This window comes from Psychrosphaera aestuarii, assembly GCF_017948405.1.
GTDB classification, from domain to species: Bacteria; Pseudomonadota; Gammaproteobacteria; order Enterobacterales; family Alteromonadaceae; genus Psychrosphaera; species Psychrosphaera aestuarii.
This window is the reverse complement of sequence record NZ_CP072844.1, coordinates 1,916,269-1,931,291: the sequence shown is the minus strand read 5'-3', so window position 1 is coordinate 1,931,291 and position 15,023 is coordinate 1,916,269. Positions and strand designations below refer to the sequence as shown.

Annotated in this window: 17 protein-coding genes; 6 read left to right on the top strand and 11 right to left on the bottom strand. The window is 39.9% G+C overall.

Translation table 11 applies throughout. The features are described 5' to 3' along the window. Positions 1-7 precede the first annotated feature (7 nt). Together J9318_RS08805 and asnS are read right to left on the bottom strand one after the other, a co-directional pair. Positions 8-436 (bottom strand): DUF3010 family protein, encoded by a 429-nt coding sequence (locus J9318_RS08805; protein ID WP_210559573.1) that lies wholly within the window; start codon positions 434-436, stop codon positions 8-10. Between the two features lie 49 nt (positions 437-485). After that, entirely contained in the window at positions 486-1,883 is a 1,398-nt protein-coding gene (gene asnS, locus J9318_RS08800; RefSeq protein WP_210559572.1) for an asparagine--tRNA ligase, read from the bottom strand. 157 nt (positions 1,884-2,040) lie between these two features. On the opposite strand from asnS, the gene J9318_RS08795 reads away from it, so the two are divergent. Beyond that, positions 2,041-2,391 (top strand): hypothetical protein, encoded by a 351-nt coding sequence (locus J9318_RS08795; protein ID WP_210559571.1) that lies wholly within the window; start codon positions 2,041-2,043, stop codon positions 2,389-2,391. Continuing rightward, positions 2,384-2,833 carry an AAA family ATPase gene (locus J9318_RS08790; RefSeq protein ID WP_210559570.1) on the top strand — a complete coding sequence of 150 codons (450 nt, stop codon included), beginning with the start codon at positions 2,384-2,386 and terminating at the stop codon, positions 2,831-2,833. Before J9318_RS08795 ends, J9318_RS08790 begins: the two co-directional genes overlap by 8 nt. Here J9318_RS08790 and bioA read toward each other — a convergent pair. Next, positions 2,798-4,096 carry an adenosylmethionine--8-amino-7-oxononanoate transaminase gene (bioA, locus tag J9318_RS08785; RefSeq protein ID WP_210559569.1) on the bottom strand — a complete coding sequence of 433 codons (1,299 nt, stop codon included), beginning with the start codon at positions 4,094-4,096 and terminating at the stop codon, positions 2,798-2,800. The genes J9318_RS08790 and bioA overlap by 36 nt on opposite strands. Positions 4,097-4,215: 119 nt before the next feature. Between bioA and bioB the strand changes: the two genes are divergently transcribed. The 4 genes from bioB to bioD are packed head-to-tail and all read left to right on the top strand — an operon-like array spanning position 4,216 to position 8,052. Then, positions 4,216-5,262: a biotin synthase BioB gene (gene bioB, locus J9318_RS08780; RefSeq protein ID WP_210559568.1), complete on the top strand. Its 1,047-nt coding sequence runs from the start codon at positions 4,216-4,218 to the stop codon at positions 5,260-5,262. A 3-nt stretch (positions 5,263-5,265) separates the two neighbouring features. Further along, the gene (locus tag J9318_RS08775) at positions 5,266-6,510 is read left to right on the top strand and encodes an aminotransferase class I/II-fold pyridoxal phosphate-dependent enzyme (RefSeq protein WP_210559567.1); all 1,245 of its coding nucleotides are present in this window, start codon (positions 5,266-5,268) and stop codon (positions 6,508-6,510) included. Next, positions 6,503-7,330: a methyltransferase domain-containing protein gene (locus J9318_RS08770; protein ID WP_210559566.1), complete on the top strand. Its 828-nt coding sequence runs from the start codon at positions 6,503-6,505 to the stop codon at positions 7,328-7,330. The genes J9318_RS08775 and J9318_RS08770 overlap by 8 nt, the downstream gene beginning before the upstream one ends. A 23-nt stretch (positions 7,331-7,353) precedes the next feature. Next, positions 7,354-8,052 carry a dethiobiotin synthase gene (bioD, locus tag J9318_RS08765; RefSeq protein ID WP_210559565.1) on the top strand — a complete coding sequence of 233 codons (699 nt, stop codon included), beginning with the start codon at positions 7,354-7,356 and terminating at the stop codon, positions 8,050-8,052. Here the strand turns inward: bioD and J9318_RS08760 are convergent. The 8 genes from J9318_RS08760 to J9318_RS08725 all read right to left on the bottom strand — a co-directional run bounded on the left by J9318_RS08760 (position 8,044) and on the right by J9318_RS08725 (position 14,911). Then, positions 8,044-8,220 carry a DUF2897 family protein gene (locus J9318_RS08760; protein WP_210559564.1) on the bottom strand — a complete coding sequence of 59 codons (177 nt, stop codon included), beginning with the start codon at positions 8,218-8,220 and terminating at the stop codon, positions 8,044-8,046. The genes bioD and J9318_RS08760 overlap by 9 nt on opposite strands. Next, positions 8,220-8,981, bottom strand: coding sequence for a M15 family metallopeptidase (locus J9318_RS08755; RefSeq protein WP_210559563.1), 762 nt, complete (start codon positions 8,979-8,981; stop codon positions 8,220-8,222). Before J9318_RS08755 ends, J9318_RS08760 begins: the two co-directional genes overlap by 1 nt. Continuing rightward, on the bottom strand, positions 8,909-10,045 hold the full coding sequence (dapE, locus tag J9318_RS08750) for a succinyl-diaminopimelate desuccinylase (protein WP_210559562.1): 1,137 nt from the start codon (positions 10,043-10,045) through the stop codon (positions 8,909-8,911). The genes J9318_RS08755 and dapE overlap by 73 nt, the downstream gene beginning before the upstream one ends. Before the next feature lie 4 nt (positions 10,046-10,049). Then, positions 10,050-10,406, bottom strand: coding sequence for an ArsC family reductase (locus J9318_RS08745; protein ID WP_210559561.1), 357 nt, complete (start codon positions 10,404-10,406; stop codon positions 10,050-10,052). 8 nt (positions 10,407-10,414) lie between these two features. Continuing rightward, entirely contained in the window at positions 10,415-10,927 is a 513-nt protein-coding gene (locus J9318_RS08740; RefSeq protein ID WP_210559560.1) for a PTS glucose transporter subunit IIA, read from the bottom strand. A 23-nt stretch (positions 10,928-10,950) separates the two neighbouring features. After that, the gene (locus J9318_RS08735) at positions 10,951-11,337 is read right to left on the bottom strand and encodes an ACT domain-containing protein (RefSeq protein ID WP_210559559.1); all 387 of its coding nucleotides are present in this window, start codon (positions 11,335-11,337) and stop codon (positions 10,951-10,953) included. Between the two features lie 218 nt (positions 11,338-11,555). Next, a complete protein-coding gene (gene pta, locus J9318_RS08730; protein ID WP_210559558.1) occupies positions 11,556-13,694 on the bottom strand; it encodes a phosphate acetyltransferase in 2,139 nt (712 codons plus the stop codon). Further along, positions 13,694-14,911 carry an acetate kinase gene (locus J9318_RS08725; protein ID WP_210559557.1) on the bottom strand — a complete coding sequence of 406 codons (1,218 nt, stop codon included), beginning with the start codon at positions 14,909-14,911 and terminating at the stop codon, positions 13,694-13,696. Before J9318_RS08725 ends, pta begins: the two co-directional genes overlap by 1 nt. Positions 14,912-15,023: the final 112 nt, after the last annotated feature.

Below are 15,023 nucleotides of genomic sequence, written 5' to 3'. Positions count from 1 at the left end.
GTTTCTATTAATCGTTCGCCAGTGCGAAAGTATATGCGGTGTGAAAAGCGCTTTCTTGAAATTGACGAAGCTCTAAGTCTTTCATCGTATATTCAAGAGGATTACGTTTTAACGTTTCTTTTATATCTTTGTTGTTAACCATTGCAACTTTTACGTCATCAATTAACTGGATAGCAGCTTCCATTTTGAAGCTATTCGCACTGCCAGAAAATTTACCACGCATAGGACGTTGTTTGATTGCAATAGTGTCGACTTTGTAATCTTCTACCATCTTTTTAAAAATAGAATAAAACGCACGAATGCCGTCTGCATTTTCGGCATCACGCAGTTCAATACCTCTTGTACGAGTTTCTTTTACGTTAAACATGCCGCCTTCACTGTTCATTAATACAAAAACAGCTTCTTTATTATTAAGTTCTACGCCTAATAAGTTCATTTTTACCCTTTATAAATCTTAAATTCGCATCAAAAGATGCGAATATGGATTAGTAATTTGCGGTGCCTGGTGCACGTGGGAAAGCAATAACGTCACGAACGTTTTGCATACCAGTTACATATGCAACTAAACGTTCGAACCCAAGACCAAAGCCAGCGTGAGGCACTGTGCCGTAACGGCGTAAATCACGATACCAGCTGTAGTCTTCTTTGCTTAAGCCCATTTCTTCTAATCGAGCATCAAATATGTCTAAACGCTCTTCACGTTGAGAACCACCAATGATTTCACCAATGCCTGGTGCCAAAACATCCATTGCCGCTACCGTTTTACCGTCGTCATTTTGACGCATATAAAACGCTTTAATATCACGCGGATAGTTTTGCATGATAATTGGCGCACCTACATGCTCTTCAGCTAAATAACGCTCATGCTCTGAAGATAGGTCGATGCCCCATTTAACTGGGAACTCAAACTTCTTGCCAGAGTTAAGTAGAATATCGATTGCGTCTGTATAATCCATGCGAACAAAGCTAGAATCAACCACTTGCTGAAGTCGAGATATGGCTGTTTTTTCAACTCGCTGCTCGAAAAACTTCATGTCGTCTGGTAGTTCATTTAAAACCGCTTTAAACACGTATTTTAGTAGATCTTCTGATAATTGTGCGATGTCATTTAAATCGGCAAACGCGACTTCTGGTTCAATCATCCAAAATTCAGCCAAATGGCGGCTAGTATTTGAATTTTCAGCACGGAAGGTAGGACCAAATGTATATATTTTGCTTAATGCGCAAGCATAGGTTTCACCATTTAGCTGGCCAGATACAGTTAAGTATGCTTCTTTACCAAAAAAGTCTTGGCTATAGTCAACTTTCCCATCGTCAGTCATCGGCGTATTAACCATGTCTAGCGTCGAAACGCGGAACATTTCTCCTGCGCCTTCGCAGTCTGATGCCGTTATAATAGGAGTGCTAACCCAGTAATAACCTTGTTCGTGGAAAAAGCGATGAATAGCCTGTGATAAACAGTTACGAACACGTGCTACCGCACCAATAATGTTAGTACGAGGGCGAAGGTGAGCATGCTCTCTGAGATATTCAATTGAATGACGTTTAGCAGCCATTGGGTATGTATCTGGATTTTCTACCCAGCCAATTATCTCTACTGAGTCTGCTTGAATTTCAACAGCTTGGCCTTGACCTTCAGACTGAACCAACTTGCCCGTTACAGAAACAGAGCAACTAGTTGTTAATTTAGTGATATCATCGTAATTCGCTAAATCACTTGGCACTACAGCTTGAATCGGATCAAAACAAGAACCGTCGTGAACGGCTAAAAATGAAATGCCAGCTTTAGAGTCACGTTTCGTGCGTATCCAGCCTTTTACTGTTACGATTTCACCAGCGCTTAGTTCGCCAGCTAATAAAGATTTTACTGAGTTATGTGCCATGTTTATTCGGTCTTTTCTTTAAATCGGGTTAAAAATAAATAGGGTGTAATCTTACTTAGTTGTCATTCAGATACAAGTGATATTAGAGTATGGTTTACAGTTAATTAGTTAATTGTTTTATAATGGTTGTTATTTCGTCAATTTGGAGCAGTACGAAATGTGGAATGGGATCGAGAGGCGAAAAGGACCAGATCTTTTTAGTCAAATAATAAATGCGCTAAATGTTTTGTCTTGGTTAGTCTTTGTCATCGCATTAGCGTTGTTTCATTACGCACGACCAGAACTCAATAATATAATTTTAGAATTCCATAAAATCCCAATTCGAGAGTATTGGTTGGGAACGTTAAAAGACTATTTATATTTGAGTCTATATATTAGTGTGACATTTAGTGCCGTCTCTTTAATCGGTAATCAAATTCGCAACAAACGTAAAACCGATTATCAAAAGTATAACCTAATGTTTCTAATGGTCGTTCTATTGGCGTTTATTGGAGTGATTAGTGTCTAATAAAGTATTTATTATTAGGGGGTTACCAGGGGCCGGGAAGTCTAATTACGTGACATTGTTGACGGCTGATTTATCACCAAATGACTACGCAATTCATAGTACCGATCATTATTTTTACAGCGAAGGTTCATATATGTTTAACCCTCGCCAATTAGAGCAGTTTCACCAACAAAACCAAGCTGCGTTTGGTAAGTCGTTACAAAAAAAGGTACCACTGGTAATTTGTGATAATACCAACATTGAAGCATGGCAAATCGACAACTACGTAACATTAGCTAAAAAATATAACTACGAAATAGAAGTTGTATCGATTGGCTTTTTTAAAAGCCCGCAACATCAAACATTATATGCTAATCGGAATAATCATAATGTAGAGTTAGGTGTCATTCAATCAATGGCGAAGAAGTCACAGCGATTTCACTACCAACAGCATCTTTTGTAATAATTCGGTTAGCTCTATTTCAGATATGATATACGGCGGCATTACATAAATTAGTTTGCCAAACGGTCTTACCCAAATGCCTTTATCTACAAATTGTTTTTGTATGCTGGCGACATCAACCGCTTCCTTCATTTCAATCACTCCAATGGCTCCAAAAACACGAGCCTCAGTAACGCGTTCCAGTTGATTTGCGGAGTTAAGTTCCTGATTTAATATTCTATTTATGTTTTTTACTTGGTTTTCCCATGTTCCAGCTTTCAATAATTCCATACTGGCATTTGCCGCTGCACAAGCTAATGGATTACCCATAAAAGTAGGGCCATGCATTAGCACTCCAGCACGACTATTACTGAGTGTGATGGCAACTTCATCAGTACAAATTGCGGCGGCCAATGTCATATACCCACCTGTGATCGCTTTGCCGACACATAATATATCTGGCGTAATGTTAGCATGCTCACATGCAAACATTTTTCCCGTTCTTCCAAAGCCAGTCGCAATTTCATCTGCGATAAGTAATACGCCGTACTTCTCACATAGCTTTTTTGCGCCGCTTAAATAGTCAGGGTGGTAAAATCGCATTCCGCCTGCACCTTGAACGATGGGCTCTATAATTAGTGCAGCAACGGTGTCGCTACGACACTCTAAGACGTCAGCCAATTCAGCAAGTTCATTATGCTGAAATGAGTCTGTAGGCTTACTTGTAGGAGAGTCAATAAAGTAGTTTTGCGGCATCATGCCAGAATATAAGCTGTGCATTGAATTAAGAGGATCGCAGACCGCCATAGCGCCAAAAGTATCGCCATGATAGCCATGTTTTAAAGCAATAAATCGATTTCTACCGATATGACCTTTACCCAACTGATATTGAATAGCCATTTTTAATGCCACTTCAATAGATACCGAGCCACTATCCGCTAAAAAAACTTTATTTAGACCATCCGGTGTAAGCTCAACCAAATGCTTTGCTAAATTCACAGCAGGTTCATGCGTCAACCCACCGAACATAACGTGGCTCATTTTTTTTAGTTGACTCGATATCGCTTCATTTATGTGCTCATTATTATAACCATGAATTACAGACCACCATGAGGACATACCGTCAATAAGCTTTGTGCCATCCTCTAATTCAATATACACACCTTCTGCTGATTTTACTGGATAGCAGGGCAACGGGTTTGTCATCGATGTATATGGATGCCAAATGTGTTCTTTATCGAAATTAATATCTATAGTGGTATGAGTTGTTGTCTTTTTGTTCATAAAACGTTCATTAGTAAACTTTTGGTGAAAGGCTAAATTGACAAGGTGTTGGCGCAGGATAGACTATCGAGCATATTAAAAACAATAAAAAATATTACTTATTCTAGTAAAGGCGCATTATGACTACGCAAATTCGACACGATTGGACCCATCAAGAAGTAAAAGCACTTTTTGATATGCCATTTAATGACCTAATGTTTAAAGCTCAACTGGTCCATCGCGAGCACTTCGATCCCAATTACGTGCAAGTAAGTACCTTGTTATCGATAAAAACAGGTGCTTGTCCCGAAGATTGTAAGTACTGTCCGCAAAGCGCTAGATACTCTACAGGCCTTGAAAAAGAACGCTTGATGGAAGTCGAAAAAGTACTTCAACGCGCCAAGGAAGCAAAAGAAATTGGCTCTACGCGTTTCTGTATGGGCGCAGCATGGCGTAATCCTAAAGATAGAGACATGCCTTATGTTATAGAAATGATCAAGGGTGTAAAAGAGCTTGGTTTAGAAACCTGTATGACGTTGGGAATGTTAAGCAAAGAGCAGGCATTAGCATTAAAAGAAGCAGGCTTAGATTACTACAACCATAACTTAGATACGTCTCCAGAATACTACGGAGACATTATTACTACACGAACTTATGAGGACAGACTTAGTACGTTAGATAACGTGCGTTCAGCGGGCATGAATGTTTGTTCTGGCGGTATAGTAGGGTTAGGTGAAAGTGCGAAAGACAGACACGGCCTGTTAATTGCCTTAGCAAACTTACCGCATCATCCTGAAAGTGTGCCTATTAATATGTTAGTTAAAGTTAAAGGGACTCCGCTTGATAATGTAGACGACTTGGATTCGTTTGAATTTATAAGAACTATCGCGGTTGCGCGAATATTGATGCCGAAGTCATTTGTACGTCTATCGGCTGGACGCGAAGGCATGAATGAGCAGATGCAGGCTATGTGTTTTATGGCGGGTGCTAACTCAATCTTTTATGGATGTAAGCTACTAACTACTTCAAATCCAGATGAACACTTTGATAAAAAACTGTTTGCCAAGTTAGGTGTGAACTCTGAACAGACTAAAGACTACTCTGATGACACAAAAGAAGCAGCATTACTTGAGCAACTAAAAGAACAAAATGCACCAGAACAAGAGCTGTTTTTTGAAGCGCAATAACCCATGACTGCGTTTAGTAATTTTATAGCTGAAGAGTTAAAGATGCGCGATGAAAATAGTTTGTTGCGTTCTCGTCGTGCGTTTGAATACGTATCGTCGACAGAGTTAGTTTACAACGGAAATCATTACCGCAATTACTCAAGCAATGATTATCTAGGTTTAGCTTCATCGTTTTGCTTAACTGAATTTAATAAGTGGCAAGACACGAGACTTGGGATAACAGGCAAAAATTGCAGTAGTGGTTCAATGGCAAGTCCACTTGTAACTGGTTTTTCTTATCAACATAAAGCGTTAATTGACGACTTACTGAACTATGTTGACGCACCGGATGACTATAGTGCGGTTTTATTTAGCTCTGGATATGCAGCAAATAATGGTGTTATTAATGCGCTATTTAAAGATAAAGATAGCTCTAATCAATTGTTTCAAGACAAGTTAAATCATGCCTCGTTGATTGATGCAGGCACTAAGCTTCAAGCAGCCGGCCATTTAACGCAAAAACGTTTTAGTCATAATAATGTTGAACATTTAGCAAAATTACTAAATTCAAAAAGTGGTCCACTACAAAAGCGCCTATTAGCAACGGAAGGCGTATTTAGTATGGATGGTGATAGGGCGCCACTTATTGAAATCTCAAAAATTGCTCGTCAAACTAATACGCTGCTAATGGTCGATGATGCACATGGCTTTGGTATTAGTAGACATTCATTACATACAGCCGGTATCACTTTGTCTGATGTTGATATTTACGTTGTCACTTTTGGTAAAAGTTTGGGGGCTCAAGGGGCCGCTGTTATTGCTAAAGATAATATCTGCCAATATCTAGAGAACTTTTGTAAGGACTATATTTATTCTACGCATTTGTCCCCTCTGCAATGTGCCGCAGTACAGTTTAATCTCCATAAATTAAATGATGCAGACCGGCAACAAAAACTACAACAAAACATTCAGCTATTCAGAAGTCTAGCGATAAAAAATGGCTTGCCAGTGCTCGATTCTGACACTGCAATTCAACCCATCATGGTAGGTGATGAAAAGCATGCACTGAAAATGACTGAACAACTTAAGCAGGACGGTATTTGGCTAACTGCGATACGAACACCAACGGTCCCTAAAGGTCAATCTAGGTTACGCGTAACCATAACGTCCGACCATAAACCTAATTGTATTAATGACTTAGTTGAGTCTTTGGTAAAGGCGTTAAGTTCGACAACAACGAGCGCGGTTGAGGTGAGTCATAGTGATTAGTACACATATAGAACGCGAATTTTCTACAATACCAACACAAAAAGTTGCATATCACTTTGGTAATTCAGCATTAACCTACAGAAACAAAGCGCAACTACAACTTGAAACGGGCCAGCTACTAATTAATGCATTGCAAGAAAACTTGCGGGCAGATATCAAATCTAGATGTGCGAGAGATGCGATAAAATGGGGACTAGATCTTGGCTGCGGACCTGGATTATTTCAACCCCAATTAAATAGTTTACCAGGTGAGTTAATTAGCTTTGATTTGAGTAAACCTATGTTAAATACTAACCCCGCGTTAAATAATAAGGTTTGTGGCGATAGCCATTCTCTACCAATTCAAACAAACAGTATTGATTGGGTATTCTCAAATTTGATGGTGCAATGGTGTGATTTTGATACGGTAATTACTGAAGTTGATAGAGTATTGAAGCCTGGCGGTACCGCCGTCATTAGCACTTTATTGCCGGGCAGTCTTTATGAACTTGAAGCCGCATGGGCACATGTTGACAGTGATAGGCATATTCATCAATACCAGAAGTCGAATGATATTGAGCAATCGTTGTTACGTTTATCTGCTGCAGATATTCAATCTTGCCAATACGAATTAGTTTATTGGTACACCGATGCTATGTCTTTGGCAAAGGAATTAAAGTCTTTGGGTGCGAATATAGTAAGCAATCGTGGCCAAAAAGGGTTAATTGGTAAAAGAAAATGGCAGTTAATGGAACATCATTACAGAGACCTATTTGCGAATAAAGGTACAAACTTGGTGCCAGCCACATATCGCGTAAAGACGATTGTTATAAATAAGTGATTAACTTATTGCGAGAGGGTTAGATGAGTCAATTAGATAAAAAAGTTCAAAATTTAACAGAATATTCGGCAATTTTTATAACGGGTACCGATACAGAAATAGGTAAAACGTATTGCACCTCTTTACTACTTAGACACATGAATTCGCTTGGTATTGATGTAAATCCATTTAAACCAATATCTGCAGGCGTTGAGAGTCATTTGTTAGATGAAGATGGAACTGAGTTAAATGAAGATGCCTATAGATTATGGCAGGCGAGCAATAAGCGATATTCGTTAAATGATATTAACCCTATTGTGTTTAAACAGCCAATAGCACCGCACATTGCAGCCGAGATCGAACAACGACCATTGTCGTTTCAACAATTAGATGATGTGTTACCTAAAGCATTATCTTTGGCTGAATTAACCTTAATTGAAGGGGCAGGCGGGTGGCATTTACCGTTAAATAATCAACAGCTATTGTCTGATTGGGTAGCGGTCAAGCGACTCCCTGTAATTTTAGTCGTGGGAATTCGATTAGGGTGCCTAAATCACGCACTTTTAACGGCACAAGCTATTAAAGCATCGGGATGCCAGTTAGTTGGTTGGATTGCTAATTTTGTAGAAGGGAAAGGTGATGTTCACCTTAAAAATACAGAATACCTGACCCAAAAACTTAATGACGTTTATGGCGTAGAGTGCTTGTTCGAAGTAGATAAAAACCAAACGAAGCTAATCTGAATCTTTTGGCTTATGTTCTTCGCGTTCTTTGAGCTTAGCCTTTGCTTGATCAATTGGATCTTGATTAATATTTTTCATCGACATTTTAGCGGAGTATTTAAGTAGCATAATATTACTAACAATGACGCCAAGTACAACGATGATAATAAAGAAGGCTGTCCAGTTCATTAACTTTGCTCCACTATGTTAAATACGAATTGTTGTAATATGGTGTCAAAGTGTTCAGAGATAATATCTGTGCCTTCAACCTTATGATCATTTAAAATTTTGGAAAACTCATCTTTTGTCAGACTTTTGATTGTTGATTCGTACTGCGAAGCAATTTTAATGTGAGATAAATGCCAAGGCTCTGATGCAACGCCGCCTTGGTATGAGGCATAAGGTTTAAAAAAACCAAATTTCTTTGCGTTTTTATCAAGCCAATCAGATAACCCTGAAAAAGGTCCACCCGATTGATACTCATGTGATTCAAGTTGTAACTGGTACTCTGGTGCGATTGTTGACGCATCATAATAGTCAAAATCACTGCCCCAATGATGTCGACTAAGCCCTGGTAATGCCGAGAATGTAAGTATTGCAGCAAGTTTATCAAAGCCGAACTTACTTTCTATATCAATGACGTTTCCATTTAAAGCTTGGACAGGGCGATGACCGTTAAATTTACTATTCCATATCATAGACTGACGGTTAAAATCGCGATACCCAGATGCGACTTGTAAATTAAAACCGGCCTCTTTGGCACTAGCGATTAATGCTCGATAATCGGCCTCAATCGCTTTGTGAAGACGCTGTTTGTTGTCCAAATTGTTGTTTAAAACAAATAGGTGGCTATCATCTAAGCCAAGCGCCTGCATAATCACAACAAACAGCCAACCAAGGTGTTGTAATACATATCGGTAAGTAACTCTAAGTCGCTGATCTTCACGCATTCATTTACTTTATGGATGGTGGCGTTGCATGGCCCGAGTTCAATCACTTGCGCACCGGTGGGTGCAATAAAACGGCCATCTGATGTGCCTCCTGAAGTGGATAACACAGCAGGCTTTCCGACAACTTCAGTTATAGCGGTATTGACACTATCTAAAAGTGTTCCTTCGTCAGTTAAAAATGGTTGGCCATTGTGAATCCAATCTAACTGATATTCAAAGCTATGCTTTGACAGCAGTTGCTCTACTTGTTCAATTAATTGATGATCAGTGACTTCCGTTGAGTATCTAAAATTAAACTGTAATGTTAATTCGCCTGGGATAACATTCCCAGCACCGGTACCACCATTAATGTTAGAGATTTGCATCGATGTAGGAGGAAAGAATTCATTTCCTGAGTCCCAAGTGGCAGCGCTTAACTCGGCGATAAAGGCAGCAGAGGTGTGAATCGGGTTTTCAGCAAGATGCGGGTAGGCCACGTGACCTTGAGTGCCTTTAACGGTTAATGTGCCTGTTAATGAGCCACGACGGCCATTTTTCACAATATCGCCCACTTTATCGGTACTCGATGGCTCACCAACAATACAATAATTTATTTTTTCATTACGCGCTTCAAGCACATCAATAACGCGAGTTGTGCCATTAATGAAAGGGCCTTCTTCATCACTAGTAATTAAAAATGCAATGCTGCCTTTATGATTTGGGTGATCACTAACAAAGCGCCTAGTGGCAATGACCATAGCTGCCAAACTGCCTTTCATATCCGCTGCGCCTCGGCCATGCAGGTAGCCATTTATTTCTGTTGGTTCGAAAGGGGGCGTTTGCCAGTGTTTTACATCGCCAGTTGGCACCACATCTGTGTGTCCTGCAAAACAAAAAACGGGCGACTCTGAGCCTTTACGTGCCCACATGTTTTCTGTATCAACAAAAAACATCGACTCAATATCAAATCCTAATGGCGCTAAATAACTAGCCATGAGTGCCTGACAACCTTCATCATGCGGGGTAACTGACGGTCGTGAAATTAATTCCTTTGCCAATGTTATAGTTTCATGCTCATGGCTCATTAGTCTACTTCCCAAACACTTTTTGGTATTGCTGTTCTTTAAAACCGATATGATATGAGCCGTCTTTATCAATTAGAATAGGGCGTTTGATCATCGCTGGTTGCAATAACATTTGTTCAACAGCTACTTGCTTTGACAAGTTGTTTTTTAAAGCATCATCCAACTGACGATAGGTAGTACCTCGTTTGTTTAAGACGATTTCCCAATCTAAATGCTCCACCACTTCTTTTAACCAAGCTTCGTCTATGCCATCAACCCGATAGTCATGAAAAACATAGTCAATATCGTTAGTGTCTAACCATTTCTTGGCTTTTTTAATCGTGTCGCAGTTTTTTATACCGTATAACGTAATTGAATTCATATTTTTGACTACTTAATATGTTTTGGAAGTGCAACCAAACTAAAAATGGTGTCTTGATTCACTTCGACCGTTTTATGAGGAACTTGAATGCGTCCAAAAGGCGCGCTATCAAGGATTAGAAATTGCAATGTAATTGGTTTTAGGTGTTGCTGTATTTTGTATAAATCCAAATTTAAAATCGGCTGACCTGACGCTACACTGTCGCCTTTTTTAACGATACAACCAATGCCTAATCCCATTTGTGCAGCATAGCTTGATGGTAACTGTATTAAAAATTTCAATTTATTTTTGGCTTGAATGATCACTCTCGCATGACTAGGTTGAATATCGACTACAGTTCCATTTATCGGAGACACAACATGATGGCTAGTTAAATAGATAGCGACGCCTTCACCCAACGCTAATAGCGTTGGATCGGAAATTATCTCTACTTTGCCAGAAGCCGGTGCAAGTATTTTTATGCCTTTTACCTTTCCAGGACTGGCGTTGCGCGTAATTGAGTTGAACCTACTATGTGACATAAGTATTCCGTGTAATGACGATATTAGTCGGTTAATACTTTATAACCATTTTTACGTAGAGCGGTGACGGCATCGCCCATATGTAACGCCTTTACTAGAATATAGTCAGTTTCAAAGGTAGAGACTGCAAAAATACTAATATTGGCGCTAGCTAATACACCGGAAATGTTGGATAAAATTCCTGTTAATGAAAATCCCAGTGGACCTAACACTTCTAACGCTTGCCAGCCAGGCTCAGTTTCTTCGCTCTCTAATTCAATATCTGAAAGACATACAATAGAAACTTCATCTGTTGTTTTGCCAATAAAAAACAATTCTGATTGCAATACTTCCGATGGTATAGCCTGCTCTGGCGGTAGGCTATGAATGGAGAGTTCCGAGTCGAGTAGTTGAAGCGTTTGTTTTGGCATGGTAAGTCAAATCTCTTTATACAAATTAGCTAACAAGTTTTCAATTATGATACTACTACGAAATTTTCTAAAGATCAGTTACTTAAATATATGTTACTCACAATATCTGTGGATAAGTTTGTTGGTTACTCGGTGTAACTCTCTTTAACCCTTGAATTATAAGCACTTCATCAAATGGTTTAAAAAAGAATCAGTGCTTAATAATTAGTAAAGTGATCCTAAATTTGCGACGCCTGGATCGCAGTTAAAGCAATTGTGTAGACGATATCATCAACTAAAGCGCCTCTTGAAAGATCATTAACAGGCTTTCTCATTCCTTGCAGCATCGGCCCTATACTGACTACGTCGGCACTTCGCTGGACAGCTTTGTATGTCGTATTACCGGTATTTAAATCTGGAAATATAAATACCGTCGCTTGACCTGCTACGGGGCTGTTAGGTGCTTTTTTCCTAGCGACATTTTTCATAACAGCAGCGTCGTATTGTAACGGTCCGTCAATGATCAAGTCTGGGCGCTTTTGCTTGGCAATTTGGGTAGCTTGTCGAACTTTATCAACATCGGCACCCGTACCCGAGGTTCCGGTGGAATAACTAATCATTGCCACTTTAGGCTCAATACCAAACGCTTGTGCTGAATCAGCCGATTGGATTGCAATATCCGCTAATTGCTCGGCGTTAGGATCTGGATTAATTGCGCAATCACCGTAAACCAAAACTTGATCAGGCAAAAGCATAAAAAACACGGAAGAAACCAAACTAGCGCCTTCGGCTGTTTTAATTAATTGCAGTGGCGGACGAATAGTATTAGCTGTAGTGTTTACAGCGCCAGAAACAAGGCCATCTACTTCATCTTGCGCCAACATAATGGTGCCAAGAACGACATTATCTTCAAGTTGCTCTTCAGCTACAACTTCAGTTAGCCCTTTATGCTTTCTAAGCTCAACCATAGGTGCGACATATCGATGACGAATTTTGTCAGGGTTTTTAATGATGACATTATCGTTTAGTTCAACGCCTTGTTGTTCTGCCACCAGCATGATTTCTTCTGGATCGCCTAGCAATACACATTTTGCTATTCCGCGTTTACCACATATAGCTGCAGCTTTAATAGTTCGCGGTTCATTGCCTTCCGGTAGCACAATAGTCTTGTTTGCTTTTCTTGCTTTATCAGTGAGGTTATAACGAAAAGCAGCAGGGGATAGTTTTCTTACCTTTGCGACGTTTTTCGTTAAACTTGTTATCCATTCATCGCTAATGTGACTTGCGGTGTGGTCTTTAACTCGTTCTATGCGTTGCTCGTCATCAACAGGAACCTCCATGTTGAATCGTTGTAGCAATAGTGCCGTATCCCACGTATCACTCTTAGTTGATAACACAGGTAAACCTTTCTCGAAGGCCTGTTTACATAATTCTAAAATAGACGGTTCTGGTTGAAATCCACCAGTGAGCAGGATGGCGCCTAGTTTTGTACCATTCATTGCGGCTAAGGAAGCGGCAACAAGAACATCAGAGCGGTCGCCAGGCGTAACCAGCAGTACACCAGGTCGAACTCGGCCAAGAATATTACCGACTGTTCTTGCACACACAGTGATTGATCTAAGTCGGCGGAACTCTAGGTCGCCTTCATTAATTACCTTAGCTTCTAAATACTCCGCTAGATCTTTTACTCTTGGTGCTATTAAATTTGAGTTCCAAGGAACGCAGCCAAGTAGACTAAATTCTTTGTTGAAAATAGATAGTTTTCGATAACTAGCGGACTCATCAACAAGCTTACTTTCACCAAGTACTTCAGAAAAGTCATTCGCCAAATTTCCTTTCAGATCGCGTGGAGCGTTGATCTTGTTAAATATGGCGCCAATAACATGTTCGTTTTTAAACCCACCATAATTATTGGCTGCAATTTCCAGTTGATCTTCAAGCGCGTTAATAGATGTATTACCCGGCGCGATAACAAACACAACGTCAGCACCGAGTGCAGTAGCTATTTGTCGATTAATTTTATTAACATAGGCTTGATCTTTGGTCGGTACCAAACCTTCTATAATTACGGCTTCATCTTCTTTTATATGAGACTCAAAACGTTCGACAATTTCTTCTAGTAAAATATCGACGTTATCATCGCCAATGAGCGTTTCAGCGTAGTGCAATGAAAAAGGCTCTGGGGGATCAATGTGGCTTAAGTTTCGTAATATTTGTGTCGTTTTTTCAGGACCTTTATCGCCACTTATTGGCTGTGATATTGGCTTGAAAAAATTCATCTTTACCGCTTTGTTCTCAAGAGCTCTAAATAAACCTAAAGTTACTGAAGTAAGTCCAACACCGGATCCGACCGGCACTAACATAATTCTATGAGCCATTATTTTGCCTCCTTTGTTAAGCGCGCGGCGTCCTGTGCTATTACCCATTCTTCATTCGTTGGAATAACAATAATAGGGGTTCTGGATGTCGAGTCGTGGATAGCACCGGCCTGTCCAAATCGAGCTTGCTGGTTTTTACTTTCATCGATAGTTAAACCGAGTAGAGATAGATGCTTAACGATTCTATTTCGAATGTAACTTGAGTTTTCGCCTATACCACCCGTAAAAACGACGGCATCTAAATGAGTGAGAGCACAAGTGTAGCTTGCAATATACTTGGCAACACGATAACTAAACACCTCAAGAGTTAACTGCGCCGCTTGTCGTTTGTCATTGTCAGCATCGTTTAACGCGTCTTCAAGAGTTCGACAGTCGTTGGACAACTGGCTTAAACCTAACATGCCACTTTGCTTATTTAATAAATCATCAATTTGAGAAGCGTCGTAATTGTACTGCTTCATAAGGTGAATAATAACACCGGGATCGATATCACCACTTCGGGTACCCATCATTAAACCTTCTAATGGTGTCATTCCCAGCGATGTGTCCATGCTTTTACCGTCGTTAACTGCGCAGACTGAACAACCATTGCCTAGGTGTACGGTAATAACAGACGTATCTTTTGTTGATTTATCTAACCATTCTGCCGCTTTTTGACTAACAAAATAATGGCTAGTGCCATGAAAGCCATAACGGCGAATACCTTTGTCTTTATAGAGGTTTTTGTCTATACCGTACATGAATGCCTTGGCTGGCATAGTTTGGTGAAATGCAGTGTCAAATACAGCTACTTGCGGTACACCTGGAAACGCCACTTGAGCAGCTTTAATACCAATTAAATTGGCGGGATTATGTAATGGTGCAAGGGCAGATACGGCTTCTATAGCGAAAATAACGTCATCATCGATAATAGCAGACTCGGTAAATGCTTCGCCACCATGCACAACACGGTGTCCAATCGCACTAATACCATCGTCTAGTCCTAATTGTTTTAAAGTGCCAACGAGGACCTTAATAGCATCAACATGTTGATTATGTTCGCCAAGCGCTAAACTATTTTTTTCACCGTTACGTTTAATCGTTATAATGGCATCAGTATGGCCAAGTTTTTCGGCTAAGCCCGAAAGCAGTTGGTTTCCAGATTGACTGTCGATTAAGGCAAACTTAAACGAAGAACTACCACAATTGAGAACAAGAACATGGGTATTAGTGCTCATATTATCCTTACGCTACATAGCAAGTTGGTTTGGTTTTCTAAAGCATATGACCTTTTGGTACTGCCGATAGATGCCTTAGAAAGTTTTCAAAATTCGTTGTTTAGGTTATCTT